Source organism: Methanopyrus sp., assembly GCF_053997775.1.
The window spans coordinates 1-15299 of record NZ_JBMXXF010000011.1; the positions used below are offsets into that span (position 1 = coordinate 1).

The 15299-nt window shown below is 68.7% G+C and carries 16 protein-coding genes and 1 tRNA gene; 15 read left to right on the forward strand and 2 right to left on the reverse strand.

Annotated features, from left to right (window positions below):
• The 6 genes from ACXJJV_RS02045 to ACXJJV_RS02070 all read left to right on the forward strand — a co-directional run.
• Positions 1-891: bifunctional DNA primase/polymerase (locus ACXJJV_RS02045; protein WP_456466515.1), on the forward strand; the 891-nt coding region annotated here is incomplete at its 5' end.
• An 8-nt stretch (positions 892-899) separates the two neighbouring features.
• The gene (gene cofC, locus ACXJJV_RS02050; protein ID WP_456466530.1) at positions 900-1463 is read left to right on the forward strand and encodes a 2-phospho-L-lactate guanylyltransferase; all 564 of its coding nucleotides are present in this window, start codon (positions 900-902) and stop codon (positions 1461-1463) included.
• Between the two features lie 68 nt (positions 1464-1531).
• Positions 1532-2611: a formate--phosphoribosylaminoimidazolecarboxamide ligase gene (locus ACXJJV_RS02055; RefSeq protein WP_456466516.1), complete on the forward strand. Its 1080-nt coding sequence runs from the start codon at positions 1532-1534 to the stop codon at positions 2609-2611.
• Positions 2612-2667: 56 nt separating this feature from the next.
• Positions 2668-3909, forward strand: coding sequence for a thiamine-phosphate synthase family protein (locus tag ACXJJV_RS02060; protein ID WP_456466517.1), 1242 nt, complete (start codon positions 2668-2670; stop codon positions 3907-3909).
• 6 nt (positions 3910-3915) lie between these two features.
• The gene (locus ACXJJV_RS02065; protein ID WP_456466518.1) at positions 3916-4521 is read left to right on the forward strand and encodes a hypothetical protein; all 606 of its coding nucleotides are present in this window, start codon (positions 3916-3918) and stop codon (positions 4519-4521) included.
• A 6-nt stretch (positions 4522-4527) separates the two neighbouring features.
• A complete protein-coding gene (locus ACXJJV_RS02070) occupies positions 4528-5439 on the forward strand; it encodes a class I SAM-dependent methyltransferase (protein WP_456466519.1) in 912 nt (303 codons plus the stop codon).
• Here ACXJJV_RS02070 and ACXJJV_RS02075 read toward each other — a convergent pair.
• Positions 5372-5836, reverse strand: a complete 465-nt coding sequence (locus ACXJJV_RS02075; protein WP_456466520.1) for a GIY-YIG nuclease family protein — start codon at positions 5834-5836, stop codon at positions 5372-5374. The two genes, ACXJJV_RS02070 and ACXJJV_RS02075, sit on opposite strands and share 68 nt — an antisense overlap.
• A gap of 95 nt (positions 5837-5931) precedes the next feature.
• Between ACXJJV_RS02075 and ACXJJV_RS02080 the strand changes: the two genes are divergently transcribed.
• Genes ACXJJV_RS02080 through ACXJJV_RS02090 form a run of 3 tightly spaced genes read left to right on the forward strand, consistent with a single transcriptional unit; the run spans position 5932 to position 9713 of the window.
• Positions 5932-8205: a 6-pyruvoyl-tetrahydropterin synthase-related protein gene (locus ACXJJV_RS02080; protein WP_456466521.1), complete on the forward strand. Its 2274-nt coding sequence runs from the start codon at positions 5932-5934 to the stop codon at positions 8203-8205.
• Positions 8202-8687, forward strand: coding sequence for a hypothetical protein (locus tag ACXJJV_RS02085; RefSeq protein ID WP_456466522.1), 486 nt, complete (start codon positions 8202-8204; stop codon positions 8685-8687). The genes ACXJJV_RS02080 and ACXJJV_RS02085 overlap by 4 nt, the downstream gene beginning before the upstream one ends.
• Before the next feature lie 12 nt (positions 8688-8699).
• Entirely contained in the window at positions 8700-9713 is a 1014-nt protein-coding gene (locus ACXJJV_RS02090; RefSeq protein ID WP_456466523.1) for a class I SAM-dependent methyltransferase, read from the forward strand.
• Here ACXJJV_RS02090 and ACXJJV_RS02095 read toward each other — a convergent pair.
• Complete coding sequence (locus tag ACXJJV_RS02095) at positions 9710-10171, reverse strand: RecB-family nuclease (RefSeq protein ID WP_456466524.1); 462 nt, start codon at positions 10169-10171, stop codon at positions 9710-9712. The two genes, ACXJJV_RS02090 and ACXJJV_RS02095, sit on opposite strands and share 4 nt — an antisense overlap.
• 62 nt (positions 10172-10233) lie before the next feature.
• On the opposite strand from ACXJJV_RS02095, the gene ACXJJV_RS02100 reads away from it, so the two are divergent.
• The 6 genes from ACXJJV_RS02100 to ACXJJV_RS02125 all read left to right on the forward strand — a co-directional run bounded on the left by ACXJJV_RS02100 (position 10234) and on the right by ACXJJV_RS02125 (position 14904).
• Positions 10234-11196 carry an aliphatic sulfonate ABC transporter substrate-binding protein gene (locus tag ACXJJV_RS02100; protein ID WP_456466525.1) on the forward strand — a complete coding sequence of 321 codons (963 nt, stop codon included), beginning with the start codon at positions 10234-10236 and terminating at the stop codon, positions 11194-11196.
• Positions 11197-11199: 3 nt separating this feature from the next.
• Complete coding sequence (locus ACXJJV_RS02105) at positions 11200-11964, forward strand: ABC transporter permease (RefSeq protein WP_456466526.1); 765 nt, start codon at positions 11200-11202, stop codon at positions 11962-11964.
• A complete protein-coding gene (locus ACXJJV_RS02110) occupies positions 11955-12695 on the forward strand; it encodes an ABC transporter ATP-binding protein (protein ID WP_456466527.1) in 741 nt (246 codons plus the stop codon). The genes ACXJJV_RS02105 and ACXJJV_RS02110 overlap by 10 nt, the downstream gene beginning before the upstream one ends.
• Positions 12696-12717: 22 nt before the next feature.
• Positions 12718-13530 (forward strand): tRNA-dihydrouridine synthase, encoded by an 813-nt coding sequence (locus ACXJJV_RS02115; RefSeq protein ID WP_456466528.1) that lies wholly within the window; start codon positions 12718-12720, stop codon positions 13528-13530.
• Between the two features lie 31 nt (positions 13531-13561).
• A tRNA-Leu gene (locus ACXJJV_RS02120) sits at positions 13562-13651 on the forward strand.
• 113 nt (positions 13652-13764) lie between these two features.
• Positions 13765-14904, forward strand: coding sequence for an NAD-binding protein (locus tag ACXJJV_RS02125; protein WP_456466529.1), 1140 nt, complete (start codon positions 13765-13767; stop codon positions 14902-14904).
• Positions 14905-15299: the final 395 nt, after the last annotated feature.

The window sequence follows — 15299 nt, forward strand, 5'->3', positions numbered from 1 at the left end:
TGGGGCGGGTTGGTCGTGGGTGTGAGCGGGTTCGCGGCGGAGTTCTACGAGCGGCTGCCGGAGGGCGCGTTCGGTCGTTTCGTGCGGGAGCCGGAGCGGCGGGAGTGGGCGTTCACGGTGGAGCGGGGTGGTGAGCTGGTCTTCGTGCGGAAGAGGAGGTGGGATGAGGTGAGTGGGTTCGTGGAGCTGTATCATTCGGTGGGTCGGTTCGAGGAGCCGACGCGGTGGGAGGGGTTGGTGGGTTGGGATCTGGTGTTGGACGTGGATGCGGAGTTGCCGGGGGAGGCGGAGGGGTTTCTGCGGGAGTTGGGGAGGTTGTTGAAGGGTGTGGTGCGGGTGTGTGAGGAGTTGCGTAGGGTGGTGGGTTTGCCGGTGCCGGATGTGGTGAATTTTTCTGGTTCGAAGGGTTTTCATGTTCGTTATTTCTTTGAGTCGATTAGGAGTAGGTTGAGGTGGAGGGATCATTTGGGGCGTGGTGTGGGGGTGGAGGAGTTGGTGGGTGGGTTGGGTCGTGGGTTGGTGTGGTTGGCTCGTGAGGGGTTTGTTGGGGGTGAGGTTGGGGGGTTGTTGGATGAGTCGATGTATGATTTGAAGAGGTTGATTCGGTGTGTGGGTTCGTTGAACGCTAAGTCGTTGTTGCCGGCGGTGCCGGTGTGGTGTAAGGGGGAGGGGTCGTGGCGTGGGTTTCGGGAGCGGGTGTTGGGTGGTGGGTCGTTGGAGGTGGGGTGTTGGGTGGCGCGTCGGGTGTTGTCTTGGGCGGGTGGTGCGTGGTTGGGTGCGTTGGAGCGGGTGTGTGGGGTGGAGGTGAGTGTGGGTGAGGTGCGGGGTGTGGAGGAGTTTGTGGAGGTGTGGGAGGAGGTTCAGGAGGCGTTGGGGGGGTTGCGGTCGTGAGGTTTGTGGTGCCGTTTGCGGATCGGGGGGAGCGGAAGACGCGGTTGTCGTCGTGTATGGATGAGGAGTTGCGGGAGCGGTTTGCGTTGGCGATGTTACGGCGGGTGGTAAGGGTGCTTTCGGGGTTTGGTGAGGTGGAGGTGGTGACTCCGGATGAGGGGTTGGAGGTGCGTGGGGCGTCGGTGCGGTGCAGTGGGGCGGGGTTGAATGAGTTGCCGTTGCCGTGGGGGGAGCGGTTTGGGGTGGTGATGTCGGATTTGCCGTTGTTGTCGGAGGAGGATGTGAAGCGGGTGTTGGAGGCGTTGGAGGGGGCGGATGTGGTGTTGTGTCCGGCGCGGCGGGGTGGGACGTCGGGGGTGTTTGTGCGGGAGGGGGTGCGGTTTCGGCCGGTGTTCGGTGGGGTGAGTTTTCCGAGGAATTTGGAGCGGGCGCGGGCGCGGGGGTTGGAGGTGCGGGTGGTGCGGTCGTTGGGGTTCTTTGCGGACGTGGACGTGCCGGAGGATTTGGTGGATGTGGCGGTGTTGGGGGAGGGGGAGGTGGCTCGGTTGGCGCGGTCGGTGGTGTCTTGGTGAGTTGACGCTGGGGGTGGGGGGCTCGGCTGAAAGGTTGGAGGTTGGGTGGGCGTAGGGGGTGTGGTGCCTTGGTCTCGCGGGAGGAGGTGTGGGAGGTGTTGTCGGAGTACGATGAGGGGGATCTGTCGATCGCGACGCTGGGGAGTCACACGGCGCTGCACATTCTGCGGGGGGCGAAGGAGGAGGGGTTCCGGTCGGTGGTGGTCTGTGAGGAGGGTCGGACGGCGCCGTACGAGCGGTTGGGGGTGGCGGATGAGGTTATCGTGGTGGGGTCGTTCGAGGAGATGGTGGAGGAGGAGGTGCAGGAGCGGTTGCGGGAGTTGAACGCGATCGTGGTGCCGCACGGGTCGTTCGTGGCGTACGTGGGGTTGGATCGGATTGAGCGGGAGTTCTGTGTGCCGATCTTTGGGAACCGGTGGTTGTTGCGGTGGGAGAGTGAGCGGGAGTTGGAGCGGGAGTTGTTGGAGCGGGCGGGGGTGCGGGTGCCGAAGGTGTTCGAGTCGCCGGAGGAGATCGATCGGCCGGTGATCGTGAAGTTCCCGGGGGCGAGGGGTGGTCGGGGGTACTTCATCTGCTCGAGTCCGGAGGAGTTCGAGGAGAAGGTGGAGCGGATGATCGAGCGGGGGTACTTGGACGAGGGGGACGTGGAGCGGGCGCACATTGAGGAGTACGTGGTGGGGACGAACTTCTGCGTGCATTACTTCCGGTCGGTCGTGGAGGACACGGTGGAGGTGTTGGGGATGGATCGGCGGTACGAGACGAACATCGATGGGTTGGTGCGGATGCCGGCGCGGGATCAGTTGGAGGTGGACTTGGAGCCGTCGTTCGTGATCTCGGGGAACGTGCCGGTGGTGGTGCGGGAGTCGTTGCTGGTGCAGCTGTACGAGATGGGTGATAGGGTGGTGGAGGCGTCGGAGGAGGTTCGGGAGCCGGGGTTGATCGGGCCGTTCTGCCTGCAGACGTTGTGCACGGAGGATCTGGAGTTCTACGTGTTCGAGCTGTCGGCGCGGATTGACGGGGGTACGAACGTTACGTTCCTGCCGTACGCGTTCCTGAAGTTCGGTGAGGTGTTCACGATGGGGCGGCGGATCGCGCGGGAGGTTCGGGAGGCGCGGGAGCGGGGGATGTTGCGGGAGGTGGTCACGTAGGGGGTTTGTTCGCCCTGCTTCTCCTGGTCTCCGGTCATGATCCTACGGGGGCGGGTTTGCGGGCGGACATGGCGACGGCGGAGGCGTTGGGTGTGCCGCACGTTTCGGTGGTCACGCTGCTTTCGGTGCAGGTGGGGGGCGTGGAGGAGGTTCGTCCGGTGGATCGTGGCCTGTTTCGGCGGTGTTTGAGGGAGTACGTGGGGTGGTGTGAGGTGGCGAAGGTGGGGGCGGTGCCGCGGGGGTGGATGTTCGAGGAGTTGGCGGAGCGGTTGGAGGGGTTGCGGGTGGTGTGGGATCCGGTCTTTGAGGCTGAGGGGGGTGGTGAGCTGTCGGAGGTGGATCCGGGTTGGGCGTTGGAGGTGTTCGGTGGGGTGGTGGACGTGGTCACGCCGAACGCGCGGGAGTTGGGGGAGTGGGTGGGTCGTCGGGTGCGGTCGGTGGTGGAGGCGGAGGTGGCGGCGCGGGAGTTGTTGGAGTCGTTTGATTGGGAGGGGGTGTTGGTCACGGGTGGGCATTTGGTGGATCGGTGTGATGTGTGGGTGCCGGCGGAGGGTGAGGCGGTCGCGTGGGAGTTGCCGGGGGGTGAGGGGGCGCATGGGTCGGGGTGCGTGGTCTCGACGGCGTTGGCGTGTTACCTGTGGCGTGGGGTGGGGTTGGAGGGGGCGGTGGAGCGGGCGGTGCGGTTCGCTCGGTGGGCGGTGAGGGGTGCGTTCGAGCTGCCGGTGGGTCGGGTGGTCTCGCCGGGTGCGAGGGTGCGTGAGCTGGCGGCGTTCGGTCGGGCGGTGCGGAACGTGCTGAGGGCGTTGGAGATGCTGGAGTCGGATCCGGTCTTTGCGCGGGCGGTGCCGCAGGTGGGGATGAACGTGGCGGAGGTGTTCGATCCGGGGCGTGGGTTGGAGGGGGTGGTGGGTCTCTCGGGTCGGGTGGTCTTGGAGGGGGGTCGGGTGCGGGTGGTGGGTCGGCCGGTGCCCGGTGGTTCGAAGCACGTGGGGACGGTGGCGTTGACGGCGCATCGGTTGGATTCGTCGGTGCGGGCGGCGGTGAACGCCAGGTTTGAGGAGGAGTGGGTGGAGCGGGCGCGGGAGTTGGGGCTTGTGGTGGCGAGTTTTGATCGGTCGGAGGAGCCGGAGGAGGTGGAGTCGACGATGGAGTGGGGGACGCGGGTGGCGTTTGAGCGGGCGGGTGAGACCCCGGACGTGATTTGGGATGAGGGGGGTGTGGGGAAGGAGCCGATGATTCGGGTGTTGGGTGGTAGTGCGGTGGAGGCGGTGTCGAAGCTGCGGGTGTTGTTGGGGTAGTTCGGTATGTTCGAGCGGTTGGTGTACGTGGACGTGATCTCGCGGAGTCACGCGGAGTTTGCGAGGCGGGTGATTCGGCGGTTGTCTCCGCGGGTGGAGGTGGAGGTGAGGTGCTTTTCTCGGTTTGAGCGGGAGGATGAGGCGCTCACGTACGATGGTCGGTTGCGGGATGAGTCGGCGTGGGAGCGGTTTCTGGAGTTGTTGGAGGGGGCGGGGGAGGGTTGGGTGGTCGCGTCGGTGGTGAACGTGCCGCCGGAGGTGCGGGGGGTGGATTCGGACGCGACGGTGGTGTTGGGGGTGAACACGGGGGATCATCCGCGGACGGTGGAGGCGGCGCGGTTGGCGGACGTGTTGGTGGTGGGTCGTCGGCTGTACTCGCCGTCGACGGGGCCTCGGGAGTTCGGTCGGGTGGGTTCCGGGGTGTTGCGGGATGGGACGTTGGTGGTGGACGTGGAGGATCTGGGGTTGATGTACGCGAGTGAGGGGGTTCCGGTGGTCGCGGTCGTGGTGGCGGAGCGGGGGTTGGAGGGGTTGCGGGAGGATCTGCGGGCGGGTCGGTTGAGGCCGTTGGCGGAGGAGGCGTTGGAGGGGCTTTCGCTCTCGCGGGTGTGAGGGGTCGTGGAGGAGTTTCGGTGGCGGCCCGCCGGGTTCAGGTGCGTGCTCTCGCACTTTGAGGCGGGGCGGTTGTTGGAGGCGGTTGAGTCGGGGGAGGGCCGGGTTCGGGTTCCGTTGGATCTGGGTCGGGATGAGGGGTTGGTCTCGGTGGAGAGGGATGGGGTTCAGGTGCGTGGGGTGTGGGTGTCTCGGGAGGAGTTGGAGCGGATGGTGGGGTGGGAGGGTGCGTACGGGCTCTCGAATGAGGGCGTCTTCCGGCTGGAGATTCGGGCGGGGCATTACTACAAGCTGCTTCCGGTGAGGCCGGGTGAGGCGCCGACGGTGGAGATCGATGGGATTCGGATGCATCGGACGAAGTGGACGGATCCGTGGACGGATGCGGGGGTGAAGGTGCGGTACGCGCGGGTGGGGCGGGGGGATCGGGTGCTGGACGTGTGCACGGGGTTGGGGTACACGGCGGTTCGGGCGGTGGAGCGGGGGGCGGAGGTGGTGTCGGTGGAGAAGGATCGGTGCGTGTTGGAGTTGAGTCGGGCGAATCCGTGGTCGGAGGGGTTGCGGGAGGTGCGGGTGTTGGTGGGTCGGGCGGAGGAGGTGGTGCCGGAGTTGGGGCGGTGCGAGTTCGATGCGGTGGTGCACGATCCGCCGCGGTTGGCGCGGGCGGGGGAGTTGTACTCGCGGGGGTTTTATCGGGCGTTGTTCCGGGTGATGCGGCCGGGGGCGCGGTTGGTGCATTACGTGGGGGCGCCGGGGAGTCGTTACCGGGGCAAAGACATAATCAGGGGGGTGGCGAGGCGGCTGGTGGAGGTGGGGTTCGAGGTGGTGCGGGTGGATCGGAGGTGGGGGTTGGTCATCGCCGAGCGACCCAGCGGCGGAGGGCGGGTTCGGGGACGAAGATCCCGCCGTGGAGGTCGTTGAGGGCGGTGGAGGTGTCGCGGAGGCCGGCGTGGAAGAGGTGGGAGTCGCAGTCGCAGTCGGAGCAGCCGAAGTCTGGGACGTGGGGGGCGCGTTGGGCGAGGGCCCTTGCCAGTCGGCACTCGGCGTCGTAGGGGAGGAGCCAGGCGCCTCGGATCCGGGGTCGGGTGGCGTCGAGGAGGTGGTCGATGTGCCAGTGGGGTCGGTCGGTCCCGCGCTCGGCGGTGGTGAGGTGTCGTCGGAGTCGGCCTCGGAGGTCGGTCGCGCCCCGTCCCCGGGCCGAGCCGACGTACGTCCAGTCGCCGGGCTGAAGCTCGATGGTGCCCAGTCGGCCGACCCGGACGCGGTGCGGTCGGTCCAGGTGGAAGATGAGGGCGTACGTGCCTCGGGTCGGGAGCATCGGGGGGAGGCCCCCTGAGGTCGGCGGTCTGGGTCGGTCTGGTCCTGGTGGTGGGCGCCCTGGCTGCGAACGCGGCGAATTTGAGTCATCCGCTCTTGAGTAGGGACTCGCGGGCGCACGTGTTGAAGATCTGGTACACGCACGGGATGCTGGCGCACGGTCGGTGGGATGCGTGGTGCCCGGAGTGGTACTCGGGCTTCCCGTACCTGACGTTCTACGGGTCGTTGGGGTACCTGATCGGGGCGGGCGTGGACGCGGTGGTGGGGGACCCGGTGGCGTCGTTCCTGGTGTGCCTGGTACTGGCGGCCTTCGCGGTGGGGTTCGGGGTGTACTGGGTGGCGCGGTCGCGGGGGTTCGAGCGTTGGGTCTCGGTGATTTGCGCGCTGCTGGCGCTCACGTCGGGCGGGTTGATGAAGGCGTTGAACTGGGAGGGCGTGTACCCGACGGTGCTGGCCCTGGGCTTCGGCCTGCTGGCGTGGGGCTGGTACGAGCGGTGGCTGCGCGGTGGGGATCGGCGTCGGCTGGCGCTCAGCGCCGCGTGCCTGGTCCCGGCCCTGTACACGCACCCGCTGGGTGGGCTGCTCTCGGGCGGGTTGATCTTCACGCGCGGGATCTTTGAGGCGTTGGTGGACGCGTCGCGGCGGGAGCCGCGGTTTCTTGCGCTCTCGGTGGCGCCGGTCGTGGTGGCGGGTTTGATCGCGTTCCCGCACTACGCGGGCGCGGTCTACTACAAGCGGTTCCTCTCGGAGCTGTGGTTGTACCCGCCCGGTTCGGTCGCGGGCGTGGTGAAGGACCTGGCGGTGGGTGGGAAGTGGTCGCCGGGGCTGTTGGTGAGCGTGCTGGGGCTTTCCGGGGTGGTCCTGGGCCTGCGCCGTCGGGACCCGGTCGCGTGGTTCACGCTGTTCTGGCTCGTCGTTTCGGTGCTGGTGTGCCTGGCGTACGTGCTCGGGTACTGGTCGAAGATCCCGCTGGGGCGGAACATGCTGGCCGAGCGGTACACGACGGTTCTGCTGCCGCTGTTGCTGTCGATCGCGGCCGCCCCGGTCGTGCGTGAGCTGGTTCGGTCCCGGTGGGCGGTGGTCGGTGCCGTGGCGTTCCTGATCGGGTTGGGCGGTGTGGGGGCGCTCTCGTACACGCCGCCGCTGCCGCCCAAGCTGTACCCGAGCGCGCTGAAGGCGTGGCGGTGGGTGGGTGGAGAGTGGGGCGGTCGCTCGGCCCTGGAGCGCGTGGACGCGGACCCGTACACGCACCTGTTCGACGCGTCGGTGCCGATTTCTCCCATCTACTCGGGTCATCCCACGATCATGGGCTGGTTCTCGCAGGGTGACCCGATGTTCTTCTCACTGGCGGCCCGGTGGGAGTGGGAGCTGGGTTGGGTGTACGATCCGAACTTCGTGAGGACGTCGCTCTGGGCGACGAACACCCGGTTCCTGGTCACGAAGTCGAGGCTGGTGGCGAAGCGGTTGATGCGCGAGCCGGGGTTCGTTTACCGGGCGAGGTTCGGCCGGTTCCGGGTGTTCGAGTACCGGGGGCACGGGGGTCCCGCGGCGGTCGTTCCGCACCCGATCGGCGTGGTGGACCCGTGGCTGGGGTTGAGGACGGAGAACGCGTACTACACGACCCTGCTGAACTTCGTCGCGACGCCGGGTCGGCGGTACGTGTTCGCGGACGTGACCTGGAGGGGGGCGTCGGCGTTCGATCGGCTGATCGTGCGGCCGAGGCGGGCGGAGGACGTGCGGAGGGCGGTGGAGCTGGCCCGGTCGGGTCGGAGGGTGCTGCTGATCCTTCCGGAGCGGTGCCCGGGGCCGGTGCTCAGGTCGGTGGAGCGGTCGCTCGGGGTGGACTTGAGGCGTTCTCGCCCGCCGTCGTTCGTGCCCTCGAGGCGGTACTTGGGTGGGGCGTACCGGGTGGATGGGAGGTGGTTCAGGGACGTGCGCGCGGGCGGTGGGATGGTGCGGGTTTGCGGGGTGGATCTGATCCGGTTCACGATGCGGTTCCACCGGTTGATCAAGGAGGTGCAGACGAAGGGGTACCGGATGCCGAGGCTGCCGACGGATCGGGAGCGGAGGTTCGTGAACGCGGTGCTGAAGGGGTTTGACTCGGGCAGGCCGAGGCCCGCGTGGGCGGCGTTCGTGGGCGGTCCGGAGCGGTTGAGGGTGCGGGGTTCGGGGTGGGTGTTCGTTAAGGTGAAGTACTTCCCGGCGTGGCGGTCGGGCTCGGGCCCGGTGCTGCCGGCCTCGTGCGGTCAGATGCTGGTTAGGGTGCCGGGTGAGGCGGAGCTCAGGTACGAGCCGCCGGCGGTGGTCTCGGTGTGCCCGTACGCGGCGGCGGTCGCGGGGATCGCGGCGCTGGGGGCGTTGGCGCTGTGAGGGTGGTTCGGGTCGTTCTGGCGGTGTTGGCGGGGTTGTACGGGGTGGGGTGGGCGTCGACGGTGGTGAACTGGAGCGTGCCCCACGAGATCGTGCGGTCGAGTCCGGGGGTGTACCAGTCGACGGGGGCCACGGTGCAGGCGACGATCAACCCGTACCGGGGGAAGATCACGCTCTCGGTGGCGTACGATCCGGCGGTGATCGTGAAGCTGCCGTACCGGGGTAGGGCGGAGCGGGTCTCGGCGTCGGAGCTGCGGTTGGGCTCGGTCCGGGTGCGGGCGCTGGGGGACGCGCTGGAGGTTCGGGGGCCGTGTTCGGTGCGTCCGTACGTGACGACGAGGACGGGTGAGGCGTACACGGTGGAGCTGGCGCGGTTGGGCGGCGGGTTCGTGGGGTTGAATCGGAGCGGGTACCTGGTGATCGTCACCCGGAGTGGGTCGGTTACGAGGGTGCGGGTGTTGCCGCTCGTTCCGTTGATTTAGGGGCGAGGGGTCGTGCCCAGGCTGCCGTACGTGGCGGTGCCGAGGCGGGAGGCGGAGCGGGCGCGTCGGGCGCTGGCGCGGGAGTCGTTGTTGGTGCGGGGCGTGAGGGTGCGTCGGGAGGGGGATCGGGTGCTCTTTCCGGTGGAGGACGCGGGGGAGGCGGCGCGGGTGTTGGAGCGGGAGGGGGTTCCGTTCGAGTCGGGTGAGGGTGAGTTTGAGTCGGTCTGCTCGGGTCCGAGGAGCGTGGAGGAGGTGTTGGAGGAGCGGTTGGGAGTGTCCTGTTCGGTGCCGTACGACGTGGTGGGTGACGTGGCGGTGGTGCAGGTGCCGGAGGAGTTGGAGGGGCGCGAGGAGGAGGTGGGTCGGGCGATCATGGAGGTGCACGGGCGGGTGCGGGCGGTGTTCGAGCGGGGGCCGGTGCGTGGGGTCTTCCGGGTTCGGAAGCTGCGGCGGATCGCGGGTGAGGGGCCGCCGGTGACGGAGCATCGGGAGCACGGGTGCCGGTTTCGGGTGGATCTGTCCCGGTGCTACTTCAACCCGAGGTTGGCGACGGAGCGGCGATTGCTGGCGGAGGAGGTGGTGGAGGAGGGGTCTCGGGTGCTGGACATGTTCGCGGGCGTGGGCCCGATCACGGTGATCCTGAAGCGGTTCGTGCCGGACGTGCGGGTGGTCGCGTGCGAGCTGAACCCGGTCGCGTACCGGTACCTGCTGGAGAACCTGGAGCTGAATCGGGTGTCGGCGCGGGCGTTTTTGGGGGATGCGGGGGAGGTGGTGCGGTTGCTCGGGCGGTTCGACTACGTGATCATGAACGCGCCGAAGTTCGCGCACCGTTTCCTGCGGGCGGCGGCGCGGGTGGTGCGCTCGGGCGGGCGGCTCGTGTACTACCGGATCGCGGGGTCGGTGGGGGAGGCGTTTGAGGAGGTGCGGGAGCGGTTGGGAGAGGGGGTGGAGCTGGAGTCGTGGCGGGAGGTGAAGCCGTACTCGCCGGAGGAGTCGTTGTTCCGGCTGGTGGTGCGGGTACCCTAGTCCAGGCGCTTGCGGAGCTCGTGGAGGAGGATGGCGACGGCGCCGATCTCGCCGATGTTGCCCTCGGTGGCGATGTACACGGCCCGGTCGCCGAGCTCCAGTTCGCGCTTGCTGAGGCCGGGTCGGGCGCTGCCGAAGACGAACCAGACGTCCTTGCCCCGCTCGATGAGCTCGGCGACCTCGTCGAAGTCGAGGGGCTCGGTGCCGCCGTGCTCCTTGTCCTCGGCCATGAAGGTCACGTCGGGTTCGAGGGTCTCGAGCGCCTCCTTTAAGTCCTGGAAGACGTGGAGTTCGGTGCCGCGTTCGAGGCAGAGTCGGTGGGCGGCGGGGATCCCCTCCTGGGCGGCGCTGCCGAGGGCGCGGGTGATGACGAGCCGGCGGGCGCCGAGGCCGGTCACGGTCCGGGCCATCTCCTCGACCTTTCTGGGGCTGTGCACGTTGTGGTAGGTTATGGTCACAGGAATCACACGAAAACCCCCTTAACGCGCCCTTTGGGCCCAGTCTGTGGGGGGTCTTAGGTTTGAGGGCTAGGACGCTGGCCCTGGTGGTCGCGGCGATCGTGGCCGCGATCGGGGGTTCGTTGGGGTACTATTACTACCAGCAGCGGGCGAACGTGGTCCGGATCGGGTACCAGCCCAGTGACCACCACACGGCGCTGTTCGTGGCGATGGAGAAGAAGATGTTGGAGCGGGAGGGGTTAAAGGTCGAGGTCTACGAGTTCAAGGCGGGTCCGCCGGAGACGCAGGCGTTGGCGGCGGGTAAGATCGACGTGGCGTACATCGGCTGCGTGCCGGCGATCACGGCGTACTGCAAGGGCGTGCCGATCAAGATCGTGGCGGGCGTGAACCAGGAGGGTTCGGCGATCGTCGTGCGGAAGGACGAGGCGGGCAGGATCCGCAGCCTGAGGGACCTCAAGGGCAAGCGCGTGGCGGAGCTGATGAAGGGCTCCATTCAGGACTGCATGCTGCGGACCGCGCTGCAGCGGGAGGGGCTGAACCCGGATAAGGACGTGGACATCGTGGAGATGAAGACGGCGGACGCGGTGAACGCGCTGGGGGCCAAGCGGATCGACGCGTTCATCGAGCCGGAGCCGGGTCCGACGCTGGCGGAGAAGAAGGGGTTCGGCGTGCGGTTGATGGACACGGGTAAGATCTGGCCGGGTCATCAGTGCTGCGTGCTGGTCATGCGGAAGGACTTCATGCGGCGGTACCCGGACGTGGCGAAGAAGGTGCTGCGGGCGCACGTGCTGGCGACGCGGTACATTCACGAGCACCCGGAGGAGGCGGCGCGGATCGCGGCGAAGTGGCTGAAGACGTCCCCGGACGTGGAGCGGGAGGCCATGAAGCACATTAAGTTCACCGTGGACGTGAACGTGGACAGCGTGAAGATGTTCGCCCGGTTCCTGAAGCGGCTGGGGTACATTAAGCGGGAGCCGGACTGGTCCGACTTCATCGACCTGAAGCTGCTTCGGCAGCTGGCGTAGGGGGTGCGCGCGATCCTCGGGGAGCGCGACCGGCGCGTTGAGCTGGCGCTGAAGGTCGGGGTGCCGGTGGCCCTCGTCGGCGTCTGGGAGCTGGTGAGCCGGCTGGCCCTCGTGAACCCGGTGCTCCTCCCGCCCCCCTCCCGGGTCTTCCTGGTGTTCGTGAGCAAGCCCGGTGAGGTGCTGAGGAACGCGGCGACGAGCCTGTACCGCGTGCTCGTCGGGTACTCCATCGCCGCGGCGCTGGGCGTGGGTACGGGCATCCTGGTGGGCGCGTTCCGCACGGCGCGGGCCGCGCTGGACGTGGTGATCGAGCTCCTCCGACCGATCCCGCCGATCGCGTGGATCCCGCTGGCCATCCTCTGGTTCGGGATCGGGGACCCGGCCGCCTTCTTCATCATCTTCATCGGCGCGTTCTTCCCCATCTTCCTGAACACCGTCTCCGGGATCCGCAACGTCGACCGCGTGTACATCGAGGCGGCGCTCAACCTGGGCGCGGACGACGCGGCGCTCATCCGCCACGTGCTCGTCCCGGGCGCGATGCCCAGCATCCTCACCGGGCTCCGCGTGGGGCTCGGCATCGGCTGGATGTGCGTGGTCGCGGCGGAGATGATCGCGGCCAAGTCCGGCCTCGGGTACATGATCATCGAGGCTCAGCGCATCCTCGCCACGGACGAGGTCATCGCCGGCATGCTCACGATCGGCGTGCTCGGCCTCCTCATGGACCGCGGCTTCAGAGCGCTCGAAGGGAGGCTGATGCGATGGAGGTGATCCTGGAGGTAGAGGCCCTGAGGAAGAGCTACGATGACCTGCTCGTCCTCAACGGGCTCACCTTCGAGGTCGCGAAGGGCGAGTTCTTCGCCATCGTCGGGCCCAGCGGGTGCGGCAAGACCACCCTCCTCCGGATCATCGCCGGCCTCGAGGACTACGACGAGGGCCGCGTCCTCGTGGACGGGGAGGAGGTCACGGGACCCGGCCCCGATCGGGCCATGGTCTTCCAGGAGTACGCCATCTTCCCCTGGAAGACCGTCCTCGAGAACGTCATGTTCCCGCCCCTCATGCGGGGCAAGGACCGCGAGGAGGCCGAGCGGATCGCCCGCCGGTGCCTCGAGGTCGTCCCCGGCCTTGAGGGCTTCGAGGACGCGTACCCTAAGCAGCTTTCCGGCGGCATGAGGCAGCGCGTCGCCATCGCCCGGGCCCTCGCCGCCGAGCCGAAGATCCTGCTCATGGACGAGCCCTTCGCTGCCGTCGACGCCCAGACGCGCAACAGGCTGCAGGAGGAGCTCCTCAAGATCTGGCAGGAGACCGGCCAGACCATCCTTCTCGTCACCCACAACGTCGAGGAGGCCGTCTTCCTCGCCGACCGCGTGATGGTCCTCTCCCAACGCCCCGCCGAGATCGTGGACATCGTCGAGGTCGACCTGCCCCGACCCCGGGACCGCACCGACCCCGAGTTCGTTAAAATCCGGGCCGAGATCCTCGAGATGCTCGGCGCCCGATGAGGAGAAGAGGGTTAGCCGAACCGTGACGAGCGTTTGCCGGCCCGAGGCCCCCACGCTCTGGGAACGCCTCGGCTGCCCCACCCTCGCCTTCAACGCCCCCATGTCCGGCCACACCGACCCCGAGTTCGCCGCCCGCGCCGAGCGGCACGGCGCCGGCATGGTCTTCCTCGGCGGCTACCCCGGCGATGAGCCCACCTACCGCGCCTCCCGCCGCGTCGCCCGACGCCGCCCCGAGTTCGCCCTACCGCCCGAGCGCCTCCCCGACGAGCTCTCCCGCGTCGACGTGAGCGTCCCCGTCGCCGTCAACGTCCGGCTCACCGACCCCCGCGCGGCCGCCGAGCTCGCCGGCGACCTCGCCGGACTCGTCGACGTCCTCGAGGTGAACGCCCACTGCCGACAGCCCGAGATCGTCGAGGCCGGCGCCGGCGAGGCCCTCCTCGAGGAGCCCGAGCGGCTCGCCGAGCTCGTCGAGGCCGTCGCCGAGCACGACGTGCGCGTCTCCGTCAAGCTCCGCGGGCCCCACCCCGGCTACCCCGACGCCCTCCGGGAGCTCCGCGACGCGCCCGTGGACGTCCTCCACGTGGACGCGATGAAGCCCGGCGAGCCCACCTACGACCTCCGCTACGTCCGCCGGGCCGCCCGCCTGAACGCCGAGGTCATCGGTAACAACTCCGTGCGCACGCCCGAGGACGTCGACCGCATGTTCGAGGCCGGCGCCACCGCCGTCTCCGTCGGCCGCCCGCTGCTCGACGGGAACTGGGACGTCCTCGAACGGCTCGCCGAGCACACCCGGCTCGGGGGGCGGGCCGGCCGCTCGCGACGACAATCAATTTAACTCGAGATCACTCGGCACCGGATCGGAGCGCGCGGGGGCGCCCGAGCCTGGTCGAAGGGGCGGGACTTAAGATCCCGTGGCCGTAGGGCCGTCCCGGGTTCAAATCCCGGCCCCCGCACCAGCGGAAATCGTTACGAGGCTCGTAACAATTCTCGGTCCACCCTCCCCGGCCCCCCGGGTGGGGGCGGCCCTTCCTTTGTAATCAGGCGGGACCGGGCCGCGGGGGAGCCGGCCGTGCGCGCGCTCCTACGGTCGGTGCTCCGGGCGCTGTGGACGCCCGTGGTGCGCCGGGCGCTGCTGATCCTGGTCGTCATCCTCCTCGCAGGCACGGTGGCCTTCCACCTCCTGGAGCGATGGCCCCTCCTCACCGCCCTCTACTTCACCGCCGCCACGATCACCACGGTCGGGTACGGGGACGTGACCCCGGCCACCGGGGCCGGCCGCGCCCTCAGCGTCGTCCTCATGTTCTCCGGCATCGGCCTGGCCTCGTACGTCCTCGCCGACCTCGCCCGACTCCTGCTCCACGGGGAGCTCTCCATGGCGATCCGGGAGGACGAGCTGAGGAGGCGCGTGCAGCGGGCGAGGGGCCACCTCATCGTTTGCGGGTACGGCAGGACGGGGCGGCGGGTCGCCCGGCTCGCGACCGAGCGGTACCGGTTCGAGGTCGTGGTGATCGACCGGGACCGGGAGGCCTGCGAGTCGGCCATCGTCCGCGGGCTGCCGGCGATCCAGGGGGACGCGACCCAGGAGGAGACGCTGCGGGAGGCGAACGTGGAGCGGGCCCGGGCCCTCGTCGTCTGCACGGGCGACGACCGCACGAACGTGTTCGTCACGCTGCTCGCCCGGAACCTCAACCCCGACCTCCACGTCACCGCCGTCGCGCACACCCGGGAGGGCGAGCGGCTGCTGCGGCGCGCGGGGGCCGACGAGGTCGTCTTCATCCACGACTGCGCCTCCCGACACATCGTTCGGGCCGCGCTCTCCCCCCTCCAGCTCCGCATCACCGTCCGCCACACGGTCGACGAGATCCGCGACGTCATGTCCATCATCGTGGGGTACGGGGGCGTCGTCCAGTGCGTCGAGTACTACACCCCGCCCCTCCGCACCCCCATCCGCCGCGAGGTGCTCATCACCGACATGCGAGAGGTGCTCCGCTTCGTGGAGCGGCTCGAGCGGAAACCGAGCTTCCGGCGCGCGCTCGAGCGCGTGTACGCCATCTCCGAGAACGTGCACTCCTACTGCGTGGTGGTGCACGACGAGAAGGAGCGGGATCGCATCCTCAGCGAGCTGGACCGGCGCGGGTACCTGGTCGGCGTCGACCTCTCCGTGGACGAGATCCTCGAGGAGATCGAGCGGATCCGGGGGTCGGGGTGACGGCCGCCCCGGCCCGGGATTGCCTCCCCCTTTCCATTGTAATCACGGTGGACTAGCCCCGGAACGCCGTGAGGGTGCGCGCTAGGACTGAATCCGTCCTCCCGGCCCTCCGGTTTGGGCGGCCCTTTCTATTGTAATCACAGAGGATCGAGGCCCCGCAGGGCGGGGGCTGGGATCACTGGAGGGGCCCGTATCAGCACGTTTCGGGCCCTCCTCCCGATGATTACAATGGGAGAGCACCGCGGCTGGTGCCGGGCGGGGGTGGGTGACCGGGCGTCGGACCCACCCGTGCGCGGTCAAGGTGGTACGGTGAGGGGCCCGTGCGGCTTCCTCAACCCCCTCCTCCTGGTGATTACAATGGGGAGGGGCCGGGATTAGTGCCAGGGCGGGCCGGT

Coding starts and splice junctions, on each gene's coding strand:
- ACXJJV_RS02110 (WP_456466527.1), top strand. CDS start 11,955: ATGGAGGTGATCCTGGAGGTAGAGGCCCTGAGGAAGAGCTACGATGAC.
- ACXJJV_RS02065 (WP_456466518.1), top strand. CDS start 3,916: ATGTTCGAGCGGTTGGTGTACGTGGACGTGATCTCGCGGAGTCACGCG.
- ACXJJV_RS02075 (WP_456466520.1), bottom strand. CDS start 5,836: ATGCTCCCGACCCGAGGCACGTACGCCCTCATCTTCCACCTGGACCGA.